Source organism: Pseudomonas sp. MH9.3, assembly GCF_034354675.1.
In the GTDB taxonomy this organism is placed as follows: Bacteria; Pseudomonadota; Gammaproteobacteria; order Pseudomonadales; family Pseudomonadaceae; genus Aquipseudomonas.
Genome location: NZ_CP133785.1, coordinates 72,376 through 91,799 on the forward strand (window position 1 = coordinate 72,376; position 19,424 = coordinate 91,799).

A 19,424-nucleotide genomic window follows, 5' to 3' on the forward strand; every position below is an offset into this window, starting at 1 on the left:
GCTTCAATCCCATAGCAGAATTTGCAGGTTCGATTTGACCGGCACGGTCAAGCCGCCGGTGCCGCTGACCGGGGTTTGCGTGCCGCGCAGCGGGTCGTACAGCGTCGCGCTGGCAAGGCCCGGCAAATGCGCGTTGCCGCCCTGGGCCGCCCAGAAAAACCACAACTTGCGCCCATCGGCGCGGGTCCAGCCGATACTGAACAGGCCGTCGGGCAATTGGTCGGCGCTGGGTGGGTCGCCGGGGGTGAGGCTCGGCCCGCTTACGTCGAGAAAGTACTTCAAGGCGGTGTAGACAGGTTTGGGGTTGGCGTCGATATCAAGCAGGCCGTAGGACTGGTCGCGCACGCTGGCGCGCTGGTCGAGGTCGCTCAAGGTGAACAGGAACGTGCGGTCGTAATCCAGCGCGCTCATCAGCGCCAGGCGCCGCACCACGTAATCGGCCTGGCCTTGCAGCGAGATGATGTCCTGGGCGTCCTTGGGGCCGGTGTAGGTGGACCAGCCCCACTCGGTGGTCCACAGCGTTTGCACGCCGCCTGCGCGCAAGGCCTGGTTGAGCGCGGTGGTTTTGGCGATGAAGTCCAGGTTGGCCGGGTCGTTGCCCTCGGGCAGTTGGGTGTAGGGGTGGTAGGCAATCACCGTGTTGAGGCTGGCGATACCCAGCGCGCCCAGCGCGTCGAACATGGTTTGGCCGTTGGGCATCTCACTGAAGAACGCCATGCCGGCGGCCACCACCGGTTTGTCCGGGCGCATGGCGCGCAGCGCGGCGGCGGTGGTGGTCAGCAGCGTGGCGTAACCCGCCGGGTCGGCCACCGGGCGCCAGAAGCCGAGCAGGTTCGGCTCGTTCCACACCTGCCAGGCGTCCACGCTGGGGTAACGCTCGGCCAGCAGCGCCATGCGGTTGGCAAACACGTGCGGATCTTTGGGCGGGTATTGGTCCTGATAAGGCGCTCCCACCAGCGCGGTGGTGGCGAAGGGCGCCGAACCGACCAGGTAGAACACTGACTTGAGCTGGTTGTCCTGCAGCTTCTTCACCAATTGGTCGAGGGTTGCGACCTGGTATTGGCCCTGCACCGGCTCCAGCTGATCCCAATGCAGATCCAGGCGCACCCACTCCAGGCCCAGCGCCTTGAGACGGTCGATCTGCTTCTGGTAGCGCTCGGGGCTGAACCACAGGAACTGCGCGTTAACGCCCAGAAAGTCCTTCCACACCAGCACCTTGCTGCCCTTGAGCACATGGCTCTCGGCGTCGGCCTGGCGCCCCCAGAGCACAGCGCCCAGGCCCAGCGCCGCGACCAGCACAAGCGTCAAAAAGTACGTGCCCTTACGCACCATGGGGACCTCCCACAATTGCCTGCTTGAAAAGTTGCCTGAACTGCTGCGCGGTCAACGGCCACAAACGTTCGCGCCCGATTTCCCCGGCGCGCTCGGCCCAGTCCCGCGCCAGCGTCGGTGTACGGGCCAGACGCAGCAGTTGCGCACTCAGGGCGGCCACATCGCCCTGAGGATAGATCGCGCCATTGCCGCTGGCGACTTCTTCGGCGAACGCCCGCGCATCCGAAGTGATCGCCCCACGCCCGCACGCCGCCGCCCATGACAACGCACCGCTGGTGCCACGCTGGCGCCCCAGCAGACCGAGTTTTTTCGACTCGCGGTAGGGCAGCACCATCACATGATGGGCCTGGATCGTCGCGGCAATCTCATCCGCCGGCAGGTTCAGCCGCCAGTCAATGGCGTCGGCCAGGTCGAGGTCGGCGATCTGGCTGTGCAACTGGTCGAGGTAATTGCCCCCCGCGCCGAACGCCATTTCCGCAGCCGTGCCACCGGCCAATGTCAGCCGTACGCGGCCACGCAACTCGGGCGCTTGCCTGAACACGTCGGCCAGGGCCTGCAACAGGTCCTCGATGCCTTTGCCTCGGTAGATAAACCCGAAATACAGCAGGCGTAGCGTGTCCAGCGATGGCAACGGCGTCGGTGCGATCGCCAGGTTGGCGTGGTTGATCACCGCGACTTTGCCGGCCGCCAGGCGCATGCGCTGGCTCAGGCATTCGGCTCCCAGGCGCGTCAGGGTGATCAACCGGGTCAAACCGGCGGCGACCTGGCGCTCTTCGCGCAACGTCAGCGGGTCGGCCAACACCACCGCCGCCTGCGGCAACGGGCTGGGCAATCGCTCCATCAGTTGCAGGGGAAACGGCAGGCGTTCGCGGCGCCACACCATACGCTCCGGGTCGTGCACGGTGGCGGTCAGCGGCAGGGCAGGGTAGGCCTTGTGCAGCTCGCGCAGGGCCAGAAATTCCCCCAGTCGTCCGCCGCCCAGCTCGCCGTGGACCAGGTCCACGCTGTGCCAGTCGAACGTGCCGATGGCCCGCTTGATCGCCGCGCTCGATCCCTCGACGCCGCTCAACGGTGTCAGCACCGTCACACCCAACTGTTCCAGCGCCAGCTTGAAATGGTTCGCGTAATCGGCGATGCCGTTTTTCTCGGGCGGCAAGGGAGCCAGCAGGGCAATGCGCATCAGAACACCCCCCGGTACTTGGCAATGGTCTTGAGCACTTTGGCCGGTACCTCGAACCTTCGTCGGTTGATAATGATGCCGTCCACCTTGCCGAAGGCCGTATTGAGGATCGACAGCGCATGTTCCACCACCGGTACCGTGCTTTTCTGGGCCTCCACCACCAACGCAATCAGATCGGCCCGCCTGAGGCTGACAAAGGCGTCGCGGTTATCCAAAAGCGCTGAGGCATCGAGCAGCACCACTTCTCCCGGCGAGGCCGTCCGCGCACCTCCGACGCGGACCTTGATGCCATTTTCCTGAAGTAGTTGTCGTAGTTGCCCCACCACAAAACTTACCCCTTCGCCGTGGCGCGCCGAGGTCAGGCCGAGGGTCATGCCTTGTTCGGTTATTCGTTCAGGCTCGAGCAAACCGTAGAGTCGATAGATGCTGGCATTGAACGCGTTGGTGCTCTGCGCGGTGCTGGTGTCCAGCTCCGGCAGGGTGGTCCACAGTGGCAGGCCGAACTTGCGTTCCACCAGACCGCCGTCATGGATGCGCTGATCGAGCAGGTAGCACAGGTACACCACCAGCAGGCCGACGACGATGGCGAACGGGATCGCCAGCGTCAGCATCACCAGGGTTTTCGGAAAGATGCGCCCCGGGTTCAGGGTGGCCTCTTCGATCACCGCGATGTTACTGATCTGGCTGTTGTCCAGTTCACGGTCGATGCGCGATTTTTCCAGGTTGTCCACATACAGCGCGTAGTTGCGCTCGGTGGCGCTCAGCTCGCGGGACAGGCGCGTCAACTCCGGTTCGATCTCCAGCGCCTGCTTGCGCTGGGCTTCCAGGTTGACCAGTTGTTTCTGCTGCTGAACCAGTTGGGTGCGCAGCGCCAGGTTGTTGCTGGACTCGTCCAGCAGCACCCGTTGCAGGTGGATTTCCAGGGTGTTCGGCGCGCGGTTTTCCGAGCTCTGCACCGTGTTGCTTTCAGCCGCCACCTGCACCTGCATGGCACGGATCGACGCATCCAGGGCTTTGACCGGCGGCGCGTTATCGGTGTAGGTGCGCATCATGTCGGCGCGTTCCAGCAGCTTCTGGTTGAGCAGGCGGCGCAGATCCTGTTGCTGCGGATTCAGCGCAATCTGGCGCACCGTAGTCACTTCCTTGGGCTGGCTCTTGAGCTGGGTGCGGGTGCTCTCGATGGCGCTGTCGGAGGACGCGATCAGGCGGGCGGTGTTGAAGGTTTCGCCGCGCAGCACGTTGATGCGCTCGGACAGATCTTCCAGGCGATCGGTGATGCTGGCCGCGCCGATTTCGTTCAGGTGCGTGAGGATCTGCTCCTTGTAGCTCTTGATCTCGGTGGCGCTGTTGGACACCTGGCCCTCATAGAACGCGTAGAGGCTTTTGCGCCCCAGCGCCTGGGTGCGCTCGTTGATGTAGATCTCGACCCAGCTTTTGACCACGGCCTGGGCGATCTGCGGGTCGCCCCACTTGAAGCTGATGTCCATCACCGTGGAGCCGGCGGCGTGGCTGACTTCGAAGCTTTGTTCCAGCCCTGCGGCCAGGCGTTCGACCGGGGTGGTTTTTTCAATGACACCCAGGGATTCCAGCACCACGCGCACGCCATCGGAGATCGCCCCGGTCGCATTTTTGACATGGTATTTGCCCAGCTTCCAGACGCCTTCCGGCGGCGGCTGGTTGGCCAGCACTTCCAGGTAACGCTCGGCAACCGCGCGCACAATCGGGCGCCCGGTCAGCAGGCGCTCTTCGTCGACAATCGGGTCGCGCTGGGTGCTGGGCATCACCAGCGCCTGACGGTTGCTGATCTCGATGGGCAGCGTCGAATCACGCCCCGGTTTCACCAGCAGGCGCGCGGTGGATTCGTACTTGGCCGGCAGCAGGAACGCCCCCAGCAGGATAATGACCAGCGCAGCGATGGCCGCCAGCTTGAACTCGTGGCGGAAGATGAAAAACAGGCGCAGAAGATCACGAAAAGAACGGATCTCGATCATGGGATGTCGCTCCTTTAGTTGGTGCCGCCGCTGGTTCGGGAATAGTTGTAGCCAACCCCGATGGACTTGGTGAACGGAATCAGCTGGTTCAAGTAGGTGTCCACTCCCTGGATACGCTCGCCCACGTTGGATTTGGGCACGAACACCACGTCGCCGCGTTGCAGTCGCACCGGTTTGCGGCCGACGGGGCCGGTCTTGAGGTATTGGCTGAAGTCCAGGAAGTAGGCGCGGTAGGTGCCTTCGGCATCTTCGCGCAGCAACGCAACCATGCTTGCGTTACCCGCCGGGTTCACGCCGCCGGCGCCGACAATCGCCTGCTCCAGCGTGTTGGCGATACCGATCTGCACCGACGTCGGGTTATTCACCGCGCCGCCGACGATCACCGAGTTGCTCGGTGCCTGGTTGATATTCACCGTCACCCGCGGTTCGCGGTACACCGGTGCCAGTTTGTTGCTCAACTCGGCCGCCAGCTCCGAGGGCTGGCGCCCGGCGACCTGCAGTGGCCCCAGGAACGGGTAGTTGATCTTGCCGTCGGTTTGCACCGTGTACAGCGTCAGCTCGTAGATGGTGCTGACGTTAAACGCCGACAATGTCGGCATCTCCCCGGCATCGCGCACGATACGCAACTGGTCGCCGACGCGGATGCGTTCCACCGCCGGTGGCAATTGGGCCAAATGGTCGAGGGCGCGCTTGCCTTCCTCCACCGCCTGGTCATCCGGCGCGACAATGCGGGCCGGCGTGTTGCACCCGGCCAGGGCGAGCAACGCTACAACAAGCAAGATTCGTTTCATCATAGGTGACTTCCTGTAGTTAATGATGCTCACTTCCAATAGCCGGGGAACATGCTGATACGGCGCTTGAGCGCGACGGGGAGGCGGCGCTCCAGATGGCCCAGGCGATAGCCGAGCAACTTGAAGGCACTGCGCACCAGCACTTCGGGGACGCGGTGCAGTGCACCGGCCTTGCGCAGTGCCGCCAGCTCCGCCAGCACGTAGCGTTTACCTTCACCGCCGGCATCGCCAAAGGCCTGGCGGATCCACGGTTCGCGACCGTAAAACACGCCAATGTCGAAGTAGCGGTGAAATTCATCCATGACACGGTAATCGTGGGAGTGGTACACCCGCGCCGAGGCGGCGTAGCGCACCTTGTAGCCGTCGAGCAGCATCCGCGCGGCCACGTAGGCGTCTTCGCTGCCGATCACATCGGCGGGGAAGCCACCCACGGCTTGCAGCGCGCTGCGCCGGTACACCGAAAACGAATCGGAACTGAAGCAGGTCTTGATCCCCAGTTGCGGGGCGTCGGCCAGGCTTTTGCTGCGGCTCTGGGCCGGGTAGTTGAAATGCCGCGACTGCGCGCCGAGCACGCCGGCGTCCGGATGCGGCAATTGGCGCCCGTAGGCCACGCCGTTGAGCGGGTCCTGCTGCAGTTCATCGAGCAGGTTGGCGAACGTCTCGGGGTCGGCAGGAATCGCGTCCTGGGTCATCACGATCAGCGCATCGCCGCTCACCTGTTCGCTGGCCCAGCGCCGCGTGCCGCCGTGGTTGAAATCGCGGGCGTCGATCACCTCGACCTGGGCGCCGAACTCGCGAAAGCGGGCCACCGTGTCGTCGCTGGAGGCGCTGTCCACCACCAGCATCTCGTCCGGTTGCCTGGTTTGCATCTGCAGCGCAGGCAACAGCCGCGCCAGGTGGCCGGCGGCGTTGCGGGTCGGGATGATCAGCGAGGTGCGCATGTCACTTCTTCACGTCGGCAGGCGCGCGCCCGTAGATATCGTCAAAGCGCACGATATCGTCCTCGCCCAGGTACTCGCCGCTCTGCACCTCGATCATCACCAGGTCGATGATGCCGGGGTTGGTCAAGCGATGCTTGTGCCCGGCGGGAATATAGGTGGACTCATTGGCGTTGATCAGAAACTCGCGCTCGCCATTGGTGATCTGCGCAGCGCCGCTGACCACCACCCAGTGTTCGCTGCGGTGATGGTGCATCTGCAACGACAACGACGCCTGCGGTTTGACCACGATGCGCTTGATCTTGAACCGGCTGCTTTCCTCCAGCACGGTGTAGGTGCCCCAGGGCCGGGTGACGGTGCGGTGCAGGCTGTACGCCGGATGGTTCTGGCGCTTGAGTTCGGCGACGATATAGCGCACATCCTGGCTGCGGTGGGCGTCGGCAATCAGCAGGGCATCGGGGGTGTCGACAATGATCAGATCGCGCACGCCCACGGCACCGAGCACGCGCTTGGGCGAGTCGATGTAGCAGTTGTGCACATCATGCAAAATCGCTTCGCCGTTGATCTGGTTGCCATGGGCATCGCTCGGCGTGAGCTGGCGCAGGGCTTCCCACGAGCCGATGTCGCTCCAGCCGATATCGCAGGGCACCACGGCCACTTGCGTGGATTTCTCCATCAGCGCCACGTCGATGGAAACGTCCGGCGCGCTGCCGAAGGCCTCTGCATCCAGCTCACGCTGGCGCGAGGTTTTGTTCTGCAGGTGCTGGCTGTGCTCCAAGGCCGCGCGGGCCGCCTGCAATACCTCGGGCGCGTAAGTGGTCAGTTCGTCCACCAGGGTTTTGGCCTTGAAGCAGAACATCCCGGCGTTCCACAGGTGCTTGCCGCCGTCGAGGTAGGCTTGTGCGGTGGCCAGGTCCGGTTTCTCGACAAAGCGCTGCACGCGGTTGCCGGTACTCAGCGCCTCACCTTTCTCGATATAGCCAAAGCCGGTTTCCGGGTGGTCGGGCTGGATGCCGAAGGTCACCAGAAAGCCTGCCTCGGCCAGATCACGGGCCTGGGTCACGGCGGCGGCGAACGCAGTCTCGTTGTGGATCAAATGGTCGGCGGGCATCACCAACAGTTGTGCGTCATCGCCAAAATGTTCCTGCACATGCAGCGCCGCCACGGCGATGGCCGCAGCCGTGTTGCGCCCGAACGGCTCCAGCAGCAGGTCCAGGGGCAGGCGGGACGGGTTGACCAACCGGTAGTCATCGAGTGTACGAAACAGCATCTCGCGGTTGGTCACCGTCAGCACGCTCTCCACACCGGGCAGGCGTGCGGCGCGTTGGAAGGTCTTCTGCAACAGGCTCTGGCCATCGCGCATGCGCATGAACGGCTTGGGCATGTTCTGGCGTGACACCGGCCACAGCCGCGTGCCCGACCCACCGGAAATAATGCAGGGAATTAATCCGTTGAGGGTATTCATCAATAGACTTCCTTGGTGGATAGAACGGCGGGAACCGTCATGAAGACGATGTACAAGTCAAACCACACCGACCACTTGGAGATGTATTCCAGGTCGTACTCGACACGTTTCTGGATCTTGAACAGGGTGTCGGTTTCACCCCGGTAACCGTTGATCTGCGCCCAGCCGGTGATGCCCGGTTTGACCCGGTGCCTGGAGCTGTACTCGCTCACCGCCACTTCGAAGGGCACGCCGGCGGCCTTGGTAGCAGTGGCGTGCGGGCGCGGGCCGACCATCGACATGTTGCCCAGCAGCACATTGAACAGCTGCGGCAGCTCGTCGATGCTGGTCTTGCGGATGATGCGCCCGACGCGGGTGATGCGCGGGTCGTGCCGGGTGGTTTGTTGTTGCGCGGTGAAATCGCTCTGGTCGGTGTACATAGAGCGAAACTTGAACACGCGTATTTCATTGTCGTTATAGCCAAAGCGGTTCTGGCGAAACAACACCGGGCCCCTGGAGTCGAGCTTGATCGCAATGGCCGTGATGATCATCAGCGGCGCCAGCGCCACCAGCGCCAGGCTCGCCAGCAAACAATCTTCAAGGCGCTTGATCACCGGCGACCAGCCACGCAATGGCAATTGCGAGGTGTTGAACATCAGGATGCCGCCCACGTCGGTGATCTTGCTATGGCCGTAGCGCAGCGCGGCCATGTCCGGCACCAGCATCACGTTCACCGACAACTGCCGTAGACGATTGACCAGCCCATGGATGCGCTGCTCCGCAGCCCAGGGCAGACAGATCATCACCTGGTTGACCTGCTCGGCGCGGATCAGCTTTTCCAGGTCGCGGGTGTTACCCAGCAATGGCAGATTGCTTAACTCCTTAGGGATGCGCTCGGTGCGATCATCGATAAAACCGATCAGACCGGAGCGGATATCGCCGTTGCGTTGCAGGTGGTCGGCAACGTGCACGGCGGTGTCGGTAAACCCAAGGATCACCGTGCGCTGCAGGTACTTACCCTTGCGCATCAAACTGCTGTAAAGGCGCAGCATCAACAAACGTTCGAGACAAAACAGCCCAAGGCTGGCGAAGTACCAGGTCAACAGGTTACGTGGCGTCAATTGTGGAAAAAACTGCAATATCTGATACATGAACAGCAGGATGCAGAAGGCGGCTGACCAGGCCTTGATCTTGGTTTTCAGGCGCAGACGGTTGCTGAACAATTCCTCCGAATAAATGCCCAACGCCTGGAACAAAATGATGGTCAGAAACGCAAAAAATACCAGCAGGCCGAGGAAGTGCGAACGCATCTCTGGGTTCATCGGATCGATGAAAAAAACCAGTACCAGCGGGGGTAATATCGCACTTAGACCATGAATAAATTTGACAAAAACAACAAAGAACTCAACAAAACCGGCGCGCGTTAAAAACAAGCTATCGACTGATGACTTTTCTCGCATAAAACATCCCTCATTGCACTCCATGCGCTTTAACCGGTATGCGTTAGTAGTGCATTAAACTCGGCTACGCTGGTGAAATCGCAACTAATCAATCCAAATGCGACACATCCATTTGAAGGGATCTTGCGGAGCAGTGGCTAAAGGAAGTGTTCCTCATGGTTGCTTAGTCAACGAATTGACGGTAGTGCGGATGCAACGTTTTAAAGATGTTAATCAGTGTGTTATGAGGCATTTTATTGACATTCCTTGTCCGTGCAGGTGGTAAGAGGGGTGTGTTTTTGAGTGTAGGAACAAATTTGAAAATTTTCCTGCTTAACAGCGAAGGTTTTTCAAAACGCGGTGGGAAAGGGGGACAGAGAGGAGAGGGAAGTTACGACTAAGTGCCGTGGCTGCGGGGTTTTAGTGGGATTGGAAGTTGTCTTTTTAACTTCAAAAATAAATGAAAAAAAGTTAATCGAAGGACCGATAGCGACCGTTTTTAATGGGAATGCCTGCTACCGAAAGGGGGACGTCATCACTTATTCAAAATGTGGGAGCGGGCTTGCTCGCGAAGGCGGTATGTCAGTGCCGGATTCAGCGAATGACACACCCCCCCCTTCGCGAGCAAGCCCGCTCCCACAGCGATACTGCGTCGTCAGCCTAATCGCGCGGCCGCGCGTGCGGTAATTTCACCTCGCACCCTGCGCGACTCGGCGGTGCGCTTGTGGGCTTCGTCCAACACATGCTGTGGCGCAGTGTCCGGACGTCCGGCGTCGAACGGTGGCGCGGGGGCGTATTCGATCTGCAACTGCACCAACTGCGCCGCCGCTTCGCTGTACAGCTCCGCCGCCAGCACCAGCGCAAAGTCGATCCCTGCCGTAATGCCGCCGCCGGTGAACAGGTTGCCGTCGCGCACCACGCGTTCCTGCACCGGGATTGCGCCGAGCGGGGCGAGCATGTCGTGGTAGGCCCAATGAGTGGTGGCCTTGCGACCGCGCAGCAAACCCGCCGCACCGAGTACCAGCGAGCCGGTGCACACCGAGGTCACGTAGCGTGCAGTGAGCGACTGGGCCTTGAGGAAATCGAGGGTGTCGGCATCTTCCATCAACGCACCGACGCCGGCACCGCCGGGTACGCAGAGCACATCCAGGTTGGGGCAGTCGGTGTAGGTCATGGTCGGCGTGAACACCAGACCGGTGCTGGAGGTGACCGGTGCGAGGTCCTTCCATACCAAATGTAATTTCACCTCCGGCAGCGAGCCCAGCACGTCGTAAGGGCCAGTGAGGTCCAGTTGCTGAATGCCGGGGAACAGCAGGAAGCCGATTTGCAAGGTCATGAATGAAACTCCGTTGAGAAGAAGTAGACGCTTGCACTGTAGAGGCCTAGGCTCTGGCGTATACGCCATTGAGCCCACAAATCGCGCCAATCATGCCCAGAATCATTCACGTACTCGCTTTTGATAATGCCCAGGTGCTCGATGTGACCGGGCCCTTGCAGGTGTTCGCATCGGCCAACGACCTGGCCCGTCAGCGTGGCCAGCCGTTGCCGTACCGCGTCTCGGTGATCGCGGCCCAGGCCGAACCGGTCATGACGTCTGCGGGCCTGGCGCTGCTGGCCGAGCCGTTGCCGGCAGTCGACACGCCGTGCGACACCCTGGTGATCGCTGGCGGCTGGGGCGTCTACGGTGCCGCCGAAGACCCGGCGCTGGTGCAATGGGTGCGCGCAAAAGCCCGGCACACCCGGCGCATGGCCTCGGTGTGCACCGGTGCTTTTCTGCTGGCAGCCAGTGGCCTGCTCGACGGTTGTCGCGTCGCCACCCACTGGACGCGTTGCGAGGAACTGGCGCGCAAGTTTCCCGCCTTGACGGTGGAGCCCAACCCGATCTTCATCCAGCAGGGTGCGGTGTGGACGTCGGCCGGTGTCACCGCCGGTATCGACCTGTGCCTGGCGCTTGTCGAAGAAGATCTTGGCCGCGCCGTGGCCCTGGAAGTGGCGCGGCACCTGGTGGTGTTCCTCAAGCGCCCGGGCGGGCAGTCGCAATTCAGCGTCACGCTGTCGTTGCAGAACGGCGGCAGCCGCTTCGCCGAATTGCACGCCTGGATCGCGGAAAACCTGACGCTGGATCTGAGCATCGCCACCCTGGCTGCACAGGCCGGCATGAGCGAGCGCAGCTTCGTGCGCCACTACCGCGCCGAAACCGGCCAGACTCCCGCTCGCGCCGTCGACCTGATCCGCGTCGAAACCGCCCGCCGGCAACTGGCGGACAGCGCAGCGTCGATCAAGCGCATCGCCGTGCAGTGTGGGTTTGGTTGCGAAGAAACCCTGCGCCGCAGCTTCCTGCGCGCAGTGTCGGTGACACCTCAGGCATACCGGGAGCGTTTTTCACCGGCGTAGCCATGGCGCCAATGGAAACGGCCCTACCCAACAAGTAGCTCCTGTGGCGAGCGCCAATCCCTGTGGGAGCTGTCGAGCTTCAGCGAGGCTGCGATGGGATCGCTGCGGTGTGCCTGCCAGACCGCATCGCCTGCATCGCAAGGCTTATCCGGCGGGGAGGGGGCTTTTATCGGCGCAGCAATTCCAGCAACGCCGCCAGGGTCGCTCGCGGTGCTTCCTGAGGAATATTGTGGCCCACGCCAGGCAATACCTGGCGTCGATAAAACCCGCTGAAATGCGCGAGGTCTTCATCTTCTTCCGGCGCAGGCCCGACGCCGTCGTCGGCCCCGCACAACGAAATACTCGGCACTGAAATCGGTGGCTGTTGCACCAGCGCCTGTTCAATGGATTCCAGCGCAGGATCACCCGGCGCGTACATGAATCGATGGCGATAGGAGTGAATCACCACCGCGACAAAATCGGGGTTATCGAATGAAGGCGCGGTTTGCGCATACTGGCTCGGTCCTTCTGCCCAGGACGGCGACCAAAGCGTCCACAGCAATTGGCAGAGCTCGCGGCGATTGGCCGTCAAGCCCGCCACGCCGCGTGGGGTATGAAAATAGTACTGGTACCACAAACGATGCTCCGTCGCAGGCGCCTGAGGCTCGTGCGAGTGGGCGATGTCCTGAATGTTATAGCCATCGCCGGTGACCAGCCCGCGCACCCGCTCCGGCCACAGCGCCGCGACAATACAGGCAGCGCGCCCGCCCCAGTCGTAACCGGCCAGCGTGGCTTGCGCAATCGACAGTGCATCCATGAAGTCCAGCAAGTCCCTGGCCAGTGCGGCTTGCTGCCCCGAGCGCATCACCTGTGTGTTGATGAACCGCGTCGGCCCGTAGCCGCGCAGGTAGGGCACCAGCACGCGATAGCCCTGCTCGCCCAGGGCCGGCGCAATCCCATCATAGCTGCGCGGGTCATAAGGGAAACCGTGCAACAGAATCACCGGTTCACCGTCGGCCGGACCATGGGCCTCATAGGCCATGTCCAGCATGGAGGTACGCACGTAAAGCAGCGGGGCAGGGCAGTTCATCGTTGGCTCCTATCGACGCGTCAAAAGTGACACCCTATGGTCACGGCTGCCACACCGTCTTCTCCCCACTCAACTTCCTGTCCAGAAACGTCGCCGCGCTGATCAGCGCCAGATGGCTCAACGCCTGAGGCGTGTTGCCCAGGTGCCGTGCCTGGGTGTCGAATTCCTCGGCGTACAGGCCCAGCGGGTTGGCGTAGCGCAGCAGTTGCTCGAATTCCAGATGGGCCTTTTCCACCTGGCCGGCGCGGGCCAGGCATTCGACGTACCAGAACGAGCAGGCCGCGAAAGCGCCTTCGGTGCCCTGCAGGCCGTCGATCTGGCTGTCGTCGTTGCGGTAGCGGTAGACCATGCCGTCGCGTACCAGGCTTTTCTGGATCGCGGCCAGGGTCGATAGCCAGCGCGGGTCGGTGGCGGCGACGAAGCGTACCAGCGGCATCAGCAGCATTGAGCCATCGAGGGCGGTGCTGCCGATGTGCTGCACGAAATGGCCGCGCTCCTCGTTCCAGAAGTTTTCCCAGATATCGGCATAGATCGCCTGGCGCGTCTGGTCCCAGCGGGCGAACGGGGCCGGCAGCGAACGTTTGGAGGCCAGGCGGATTGCGCGGTCCAGGGCCACCCAGCACATTAGCCGCGAATGCAGGAAGTGATGCTGTTCGCCGCGCATCTCCCAGATGCCCACATCCTTGGTGTTCCAGATTTCGCAAACCTGGTTCGCCACGTCCACCGTGTGTTTCCAGCCCTCATGGGAGATGGCTTCACCGTATTTGTTCACCAGGTAAACCGCGTCCATCAGCTCGCCGTAGATATCCAGCTGAACCTGATCGAACGCCTCGTTGCCGATGCGCACCGGCGTAGCGCCGCCATGGCCGCTGAAGTGGTCGAGGGTGGCTTCCGGCAACTGCTGGCGACCGTCGATACCGTAGAGGATGTTGATCTTGATCGACTGGCCGCAGCAGTCGCTGACCCGGCCTTTGAGCCAGCGCATGTAGCTGTTGGCTTCTTCGATAAATCCCAGGCGCATGAACGCGTAGACAGTGAAAGAAGCGTCGCGGATCCAGGTGTAGCGATAATCCCAGTTGCGCTCGCCGCCGGCAGTTTCAGGCAGGCCGAAGGTGGCGGCGGCAATGATTGCGCCGTGTTTGCGCGAGGTCAGCAGTTTCAGTGCCAGGGCCGAGCGGTTGACCATTTCGCGCCAGCGCCCACGGTAATTGGATTGGCTGATCCAGCCGCGCCAGAACTTCAAGGTGCGTTCCAGATAGAGGTCGGTGCATGCGTTGGTGACGCGCGGATCATCCTCACCGCCGAGCACGAATTCGGCGCCTTCGCCCTGGGCCAGACTGAAGCTGGCGACGGCGGCATGGTCTTCGAGGGTCAGCGCATGGCTGCCGCTCAGGCGCAGGCCAGGCTGGTCGGCGGCGCTGAACACCAAGCCTGCATTGGCCATCTCGGCGCGGGTGGTGGCCCGCGCATAGTCATGGCGCACGGCGCAGCGCAGGTGAATGGTCGCCTTGCCGCTGACCACGCGTACGCGACGAATCAACAGCGGCAGGTCATCGACATCCTCACTGACGGTGAGCAGATCGGTGATCTCCACCACGGCTTCGTCACTCAACCAGCGGGTTTGCAGCACATTGGTGTCGGGCAGGTAGATCTGCTCGCGACGGGCGTCGGGCAGGTCGGGGGTGAGCTGGAAAGTGCCGGCGTCAGGGGTGTCGAGCAACGCGCAGAAGATCGACGGGCTGTCGAATTCCGGCCAGCAGAAAAAGTCGATGCTGCCCTTGTCGTTCACCAATGCTGCGCTGCGCATGTCGCCAATGATGCCGTGGGCATCGATCGCGCTCTGGGGTTCGTTCCTGAAATCAACCATTGCCACGAAACTCCGGATAAAGGCTCATGCCGCCGTCAATGAAAAGGGTGCTGCCGACCACATAATCAGATGCGTCACTGGCCAGCCATACCACCGCGTTGGCCACGTCTTCCACGTCGCCAACGCGGCCGTAGGGGATCAGCTTGAGCAGCTCTTTTTCTGCCGCGCCTTCGGTGGCTGCGCGGTTGATCGCCGTGCGAATCGCCCCCGGCGCGATGCCATTGATGCGAATGCGTTGCTCGCTGACCTCCTGGGCCAGGGTGCGCATCAACATCTCCACACCGCCTTTGGACGCTGCGTAATTCACATGGCCGGCCCAGGGAATCAGCTGGTGCACCGAACTCATGTGGATGATCTTGCCGGCCGCGCGGGACACGCCTTCGCGCACACCCTGGCGATTGAAAATGCGCACCGCTGCACGGGCGCAAAGGAACTGGCCGGTGAGGTTGACGCCGATCACCGTGTTCCAGTCGTCGAGGGTCATATCGACCAGCTTGGCGTCTTTTTGCAGGCCGGAGTTGGCGACCAGAATATCCAGGTGACCGAATGCGTCGAGGGTCTGGGCAAACAGGCGCTCCACGTCAGCCTCTTTTGACACATCGCCGCCGATGGCAATGGCGCGGCCGCCGCCGGCATTGATCTGCGCGGCCAGGGCTTCGGCCGGTGCCGCCTGGGAATTGTAATTGAGCACTACGGCAGCGCCCGCTTCGGCCAGGGCCTTGGCGGCGCCTGCGCCGATGCCGGAGCTGGCACCGGTGACCAGCGCTACTTGTTGCTGCAATGTGATCTGCATCGGCCCACCCACTGATTGTTGAGAGTCCCTTGTGCTGACTGGCGGGCGGCGCTGGAAGTTCAGGGCCATGCATGATTGCCCGCCAGGAACCGATTCCGACCGATGCGCCACACAGGAGGTCAGTTGATGCGTTTCGACCGCAGGTCGGATCTCTCGGCTGCAGACCGCCCCCGTTCACTGGAGAAACCCATGTCGGTATCGACGACTGATCCATCCGTATCCACTTCATCCTTCCATAGCCACTCCCAGGCTAACGCCAGGCCTGAGGAAGCGGCCAAACGCTCTTCGCCTGCTGCGCCGTCCGTCAATGGGCAGAAAATGGCCAATGTGAGCTTTCACTTCCATCAAAACCAGGCCGGACCGGTTTTCGGTCAAGCGCAAACGACAGCGCACATTCAGCATCAGCCCGCCGAGCCTCAGCGCCCTGCGCCTTCGATGTGGGGTTTGCTGGCAATGGTCAGTAACTTGATGAGCCTGTTAGGGTTCGCCCGGCCACCCCTGCTTGCGGGCTTGTCGACGCAGAATAACGAACAGCTGGCGCAAATGCTGTTCAATAATTTCGACGCCTTCAGAGACCCGAAGAAGCCGAGTTATGTCAGCTTCGACAGTATTCGAACGATGGCGAAAAAAGCCTGGACCAGCGATCCGGTCATGAACCAGAACATCCTTCTGGCCAGAGAAATGCTCAAGCGCCCGGCGCTCATGAGAGGTCTCGATCAGGATAAATTCACGGGTGCGCAGGATGGCCTGATCAGGTTGCAAGACCTGGCCGCCGTCAGCCGGGGCGATACTTACTTCAAGTACAAAGGCGATAAAGAGCTGGTCGGATCGATATTCCAGCACTTCAACGAATTGAAATCGCCGGGTGCGCAGGACCTCCGTATCAGCGATCTGGCAAGGTGGGCTGCCGAACCTCTGATGGGTAAAGGTCATCAGGATGACCTGATTCAGATGGCCCGTGAAATCCTCAAGCGTTCTCAGTTGTTGGAAAACATCAATGCCTTTCAACTCGGGTCCGGCGGCGACACTCTCATGCTGTCAGCGCTCTACCACTTGTCTCGCTGACTGTTGCCCCGGCGCCACCCACCGTACGTGGCGCCTGGGTAACGGGTTGGCTGCCCGCCAGGGCGCAACGTTTTTTACATGCTGTCATTGGTGTTTTTCGAACGTTCGGAACTGTCCCTCTCATCCAGCCACATATCAGGTGTTTGCCTGACCTGAGTTTACTCGATGACCGGGCTCATCAAGTTGATGCTCACCAGGCAGGCCTATATTTGAAAAAGTTGGAGATAGCTCATGAGTATCGAGGGCGCATTACCTTACGCACGGCCTTCAGCGCTGGATACAACGGCTATGCGGTCAGCCGTGGCAACACCGGCATCGCCCCCCGAGGCCTGGGGTGAAAGCCGGACGCCTTTAACGGCCGAAACGCCTCGTCAGTCTTCACGGTTGCGCGGATCATTATCCGTGCTGCATCACCGAGGTTTGCAGAATCTCCCCAATGTGCGGGCGCGGACTTCTCCCATCGGCTGCGCAACGACGGACAGCCAGTTGGCCTCGGCACTGGAAAAAGACTATTACCTGTTGTGCCCCTTCCTGAAGGAGGGCCGCCTGACCCTGTCATCACTGCACCAGTTCGCGGCAGAGCCCCATGACGATTGCGACGAGCGCAGCCGCCTGAGCCCGACAGTGGGGGAAATCCTCAAGCGCCCGCGACTGACCGATGCGATCTTGACCCGCGATGGCGACATCACCCGCGACAGCCTCAAGATCGCCGCTTCGGCGATGCAGGGCAGCAGTTCACCGCAGGTATTCAGCCAGGATCCGTTTCATGGCAAGGGTAATCACGAGGTGGTGCTGGCTCTTAAGGAATTGTTCGAGCAATTGCGCGAGCCGGCGAAGGATCGAAAGTTTTTCTTTGGCGCTCGCCAGTATGTGGCAATCGCGGCGCTCAAGGAGGTGATGCTGGACCCTTACGAGGTCGATCGGCACGCAGTGCCTGTAGTCGATCCGTTCACAGGCATGCCCAGACCCAAATACAGCGAGCGCTGCGTGTACATGGCGAAGAATCTGTTCACTCGACCGGAATTGATGCCCTCTCTGGAGCGCACCAACGCCGCGCTGCTGTTTGGTCCGATGTGTCCGCAGGGCTATCTCAGCAATACGAGCCTTGATCATTGGCTTGAGCAGGACGCAGAGCGCAAGGCGCGTTGATGGCAGTTGGCGGAGCCCCTTTACAAACGTTTGGAGCGGTCAGGAGGGAACCATTTGCGGCGGTTTGCCACGAATAAGACACCCCATCGGTAGGAGTGTGCCGATGGGTGTCTTCAACTACTGGATCAGGTCTGGATCATGAACTCGACATCCGTTGAATCTCGTCACGCCCAGTACACCGTAGTACCCCTGACTGCTGCATGTGAGGCCAAAAAACAGGACAAGTCTCTGACGCAGGGCCTCAACCTCACGTCCACGCCTAAATTCAGCTTCAAGGCGCCTACTACCGAGGACTTTCATAAAGGTTCGAGAGCGCTCACGGAGAAGTCTGAATCCGGTTTGTCGAGTTCACTGCTCGCCAGCTTACGGAACCTGTTTTCCCGTCGCACGTGATCATGCCCGCAGTATTTTCCCGCTGACCGCTACCCCTGCCAGCAGAGTCCCGATCAGCATGAAGGCGGTGGCCAGACTGCTGCCGTGAGCAATGAACCCGATCACGGCAGGGCCCGCCAGAATCCCTGCATAGCCCAGCGTGGTGATGGCCGGCACGGCAATGTGTTCCGGCATTACGGTCTGCTTGCCGACTGCGGTATAGAGCACCGGGACGATGTTTGAACAGCCGGCGCCCACCAGCGCATAACCGAGCAATGCCATTTCCCAGGCAGGGGAGAGTGTCGCGAGGAATATGCCGGCCGCCGCCAGCGCGCCGCCGACCACGATCACACGCGTTGCGCCCAGACGACGCACGATCACATCACCGGTCAGGCGTCCGGCGGTCATGGTCAAGGCAAAGGCTGCGTAGCCCAGGCCCGCATAGGCTTCATCCAGGCCGCGTTCGGCACTGAGGAACACTGCGCTCCAATCCAGTACCGCGCCTTCGGCCAGGAACACGATAAAACACAGACAGCCGATAAACAGCACCACGCCATGGGGAATGGCAAACGCAGGTCCGGAGCTTTCACTGCCGTAAGGCAACAGATGCGGCCCGGCCTTGAGCAGCGCCAGGACCATGATCACGATCACCACCAGCGTCGCCTGCAATGGCGAGCAGCCGAGCCCCAGCAGGCCCGCGACACCCGCCGCGCCGACGATGCCTCCCAGGCTGAACAACCCATGGAAGCCTGACATCATGGTCTTGCCACTGGCGCGCTCAACGATCACCGCTTGCAGGTTGACCGTAGAGTCCACCGCGCCGAGGCCCGCGCCGAACAGGAATAACCCGGCAATCAGTAGCGGTATAGAACTGACCGTGGCCAGCATCGGCAAGGCCAGGCAGATCATGATCGTACCCGCCGTCAGTACGCGGCGGCAGCCATAGCGTGATGCGAGCACGCCCGCCATTGGCATGGCGAGGATCGACCCCACGCCCAGGCATAACAGCAGCAGGCCCAGCGTGCCTTCGTTGAGGTTCGCGCGCGCCTTGGCATAGGGCACCATAGGGGCCCAGGCCGCGATGCCGAAGCCGGCGATAAAAAAGGCGATGCGTGTCGACATTTGTTCCAGCCGGCCGGGAACCACGGGCGCTGGGGTGGGGATGGCAGTCATGCAGAGTCCTTGGTTTGACGTTCAACTAACGATGTCCTGCGCGACATCCTTGCACATCAGGCCGTCCCGAGCGAGCGTGCTTGCGTCGCCATTCGGGGCTAAAAGCGCCGGTCGCGAATATTATTTTACAAATGCGGGAACGCTCAGCACGTTACTGACCACAGAAAGGCTATCGAGCCTATGGGAGGTGGTCTTGAAGGGGTGTAGTCCCCGGGGGAAAGGCTGAACCCCGGATTTCCCGCAGGGATTACTCTTATCAGTGCACCTCCCACAGGATCGGTTTTTTGTGATAAATCGACACTTGCTTGGCATGTGACTACAGCATGTTAGTTATCTGCCTACGAACTAACGTACGAAATTTCTTATTGATAGCAATCAGTCTGTTGGTCTTTTTTATTATCTTGTAAAAGACACTTCCATCCTCGTC

General features: G+C 61.5%; 15 protein-coding genes. 3 read left to right on the forward strand and 12 right to left on the reverse strand.

The features are described 5' to 3' along the window. Nucleotides 1-3 precede the first annotated feature (3 nt). The 8 genes from RHM60_RS00320 to inhA form a co-directional block, all read right to left on the reverse strand. A complete protein-coding gene (locus tag RHM60_RS00320) occupies nucleotides 4-1,332 on the reverse strand; it encodes a beta-galactosidase (RefSeq protein WP_322213233.1) in 1,329 nt (442 codons plus the stop codon). Continuing rightward, a complete protein-coding gene (locus RHM60_RS00325; RefSeq protein WP_322213234.1) occupies nucleotides 1,322-2,512 on the reverse strand; it encodes a glycosyltransferase in 1,191 nt (396 codons plus the stop codon). Before RHM60_RS00325 ends, RHM60_RS00320 begins: the two co-directional genes overlap by 11 nt. Next, the gene (locus tag RHM60_RS00330) at nucleotides 2,512-4,503 is read right to left on the reverse strand and encodes an exopolysaccharide transport family protein (RefSeq protein ID WP_322213235.1); all 1,992 of its coding nucleotides are present in this window, start codon (nucleotides 4,501-4,503) and stop codon (nucleotides 2,512-2,514) included. Before RHM60_RS00330 ends, RHM60_RS00325 begins: the two co-directional genes overlap by 1 nt. 14 nt (nucleotides 4,504-4,517) lie before the next feature. Further along, nucleotides 4,518-5,294, reverse strand: coding sequence for a polysaccharide biosynthesis/export family protein (locus RHM60_RS00335; RefSeq protein ID WP_322214561.1), 777 nt, complete (start codon nucleotides 5,292-5,294; stop codon nucleotides 4,518-4,520). A gap of 29 nt (nucleotides 5,295-5,323) precedes the next feature. Continuing rightward, nucleotides 5,324-6,235, reverse strand: a complete 912-nt coding sequence (locus tag RHM60_RS00340; protein WP_322213236.1) for a glycosyltransferase family 2 protein — start codon at nucleotides 6,233-6,235, stop codon at nucleotides 5,324-5,326. Between the two features lies 1 nt (nucleotide 6,236). Next, nucleotides 6,237-7,697, reverse strand: coding sequence for a mannose-1-phosphate guanylyltransferase/mannose-6-phosphate isomerase (locus tag RHM60_RS00345; RefSeq protein WP_209980858.1), 1,461 nt, complete (start codon nucleotides 7,695-7,697; stop codon nucleotides 6,237-6,239). After that, a complete protein-coding gene (locus RHM60_RS00350; RefSeq protein WP_322213237.1) occupies nucleotides 7,697-9,136 on the reverse strand; it encodes an undecaprenyl-phosphate glucose phosphotransferase in 1,440 nt (479 codons plus the stop codon). Before RHM60_RS00350 ends, RHM60_RS00345 begins: the two co-directional genes overlap by 1 nt. 634 nt (nucleotides 9,137-9,770) lie before the next feature. Beyond that, complete coding sequence (gene inhA, locus RHM60_RS00355; RefSeq protein ID WP_209980861.1) at nucleotides 9,771-10,451, reverse strand: isonitrile hydratase; 681 nt, start codon at nucleotides 10,449-10,451, stop codon at nucleotides 9,771-9,773. 92 nt (nucleotides 10,452-10,543) lie between these two features. On the opposite strand from inhA, the gene RHM60_RS00360 reads away from it, so the two are divergent. After that, nucleotides 10,544-11,509, forward strand: a complete 966-nt coding sequence (locus tag RHM60_RS00360; RefSeq protein WP_209980863.1) for a GlxA family transcriptional regulator — start codon at nucleotides 10,544-10,546, stop codon at nucleotides 11,507-11,509. 166 nt (nucleotides 11,510-11,675) lie between these two features. Here the strand turns inward: RHM60_RS00360 and RHM60_RS00365 are convergent, their stop codons facing one another. From RHM60_RS00365 to RHM60_RS00375, 3 genes are read right to left on the reverse strand one after another with little or no spacing between them, the layout of a single operon-like run. Then, the gene (locus tag RHM60_RS00365) at nucleotides 11,676-12,578 is read right to left on the reverse strand and encodes an alpha/beta hydrolase (RefSeq protein ID WP_322213238.1); all 903 of its coding nucleotides are present in this window, start codon (nucleotides 12,576-12,578) and stop codon (nucleotides 11,676-11,678) included. Between the two features lie 40 nt (nucleotides 12,579-12,618). Next, nucleotides 12,619-14,445 carry a glycoside hydrolase family 15 protein gene (locus RHM60_RS00370; protein ID WP_322213239.1) on the reverse strand — a complete coding sequence of 609 codons (1,827 nt, stop codon included), beginning with the start codon at nucleotides 14,443-14,445 and terminating at the stop codon, nucleotides 12,619-12,621. Further along, entirely contained in the window at nucleotides 14,438-15,238 is an 801-nt protein-coding gene (locus tag RHM60_RS00375; protein WP_209980869.1) for a glucose 1-dehydrogenase, read from the reverse strand. The genes RHM60_RS00370 and RHM60_RS00375 overlap by 8 nt, the downstream gene beginning before the upstream one ends. 126 nt (nucleotides 15,239-15,364) lie before the next feature. On the opposite strand from RHM60_RS00375, the gene RHM60_RS00380 reads away from it, so the two are divergent. Together RHM60_RS00380 and RHM60_RS00385 are read left to right on the forward strand one after the other, a co-directional pair. Continuing rightward, nucleotides 15,365-16,303 (forward strand): type III secretion effector protein, encoded by a 939-nt coding sequence (locus RHM60_RS00380; protein ID WP_209980871.1) that lies wholly within the window; start codon nucleotides 15,365-15,367, stop codon nucleotides 16,301-16,303. Nucleotides 16,304-16,534: 231 nt separating this feature from the next. Further along, nucleotides 16,535-17,452 (forward strand): type III secretion protein, encoded by a 918-nt coding sequence (locus RHM60_RS00385; RefSeq protein ID WP_231421647.1) that lies wholly within the window; start codon nucleotides 16,535-16,537, stop codon nucleotides 17,450-17,452. 393 nt (nucleotides 17,453-17,845) lie between these two features. Here the strand turns inward: RHM60_RS00385 and RHM60_RS00390 are convergent, their stop codons facing one another. Continuing rightward, nucleotides 17,846-18,997, reverse strand: a complete 1,152-nt coding sequence (locus tag RHM60_RS00390) for an MFS transporter (protein WP_322213240.1) — start codon at nucleotides 18,995-18,997, stop codon at nucleotides 17,846-17,848. Between the last annotated feature and the right edge of the window lie 427 nt (nucleotides 18,998-19,424).

Excerpts from the sequence above, each read along its gene's own strand:
- RHM60_RS00350 (WP_322213237.1), bottom strand. The coding sequence starts at position 9,136 with ATGCGAGAAAAGTCATCAGTCGATAGCTTGTTTTTAACGCGCGCCGGT.
- inhA (WP_209980861.1), bottom strand. The coding sequence starts at position 10,451 with ATGACCTTGCAAATCGGCTTCCTGCTGTTCCCCGGCATTCAGCAACTG.
- RHM60_RS00320 (WP_322213233.1), bottom strand. The coding sequence starts at position 1,332 with ATGGTGCGTAAGGGCACGTACTTTTTGACGCTTGTGCTGGTCGCGGCG.
- RHM60_RS00385 (WP_231421647.1), top strand. The coding sequence starts at position 16,535 with ATGAGTATCGAGGGCGCATTACCTTACGCACGGCCTTCAGCGCTGGAT.
- RHM60_RS00335 (WP_322214561.1), bottom strand. The coding sequence starts at position 5,294 with ATGAAACGAATCTTGCTTGTTGTAGCGTTGCTCGCCCTGGCCGGGTGC.
- RHM60_RS00365 (WP_322213238.1), bottom strand. The coding sequence starts at position 12,578 with ATGAACTGCCCTGCCCCGCTGCTTTACGTGCGTACCTCCATGCTGGAC.
- RHM60_RS00375 (WP_209980869.1), bottom strand. The coding sequence starts at position 15,238 with ATGCAGATCACATTGCAGCAACAAGTAGCGCTGGTCACCGGTGCCAGC.
- RHM60_RS00340 (WP_322213236.1), bottom strand. The coding sequence starts at position 6,235 with ATGCGCACCTCGCTGATCATCCCGACCCGCAACGCCGCCGGCCACCTG.
- RHM60_RS00330 (WP_322213235.1), bottom strand. The coding sequence starts at position 4,503 with ATGATCGAGATCCGTTCTTTTCGTGATCTTCTGCGCCTGTTTTTCATC.
- RHM60_RS00390 (WP_322213240.1), bottom strand. The coding sequence starts at position 18,997 with ATGACTGCCATCCCCACCCCAGCGCCCGTGGTTCCCGGCCGGCTGGAA.
- RHM60_RS00380 (WP_209980871.1), top strand. The coding sequence starts at position 15,365 with ATGCGTTTCGACCGCAGGTCGGATCTCTCGGCTGCAGACCGCCCCCGT.
- RHM60_RS00345 (WP_209980858.1), bottom strand. The coding sequence starts at position 7,697 with ATGAATACCCTCAACGGATTAATTCCCTGCATTATTTCCGGTGGGTCG.
- RHM60_RS00325 (WP_322213234.1), bottom strand. The coding sequence starts at position 2,512 with ATGCGCATTGCCCTGCTGGCTCCCTTGCCGCCCGAGAAAAACGGCATC.
- RHM60_RS00360 (WP_209980863.1), top strand. The coding sequence starts at position 10,544 with ATGCCCAGAATCATTCACGTACTCGCTTTTGATAATGCCCAGGTGCTC.
- RHM60_RS00370 (WP_322213239.1), bottom strand. The coding sequence starts at position 14,445 with ATGGTTGATTTCAGGAACGAACCCCAGAGCGCGATCGATGCCCACGGC.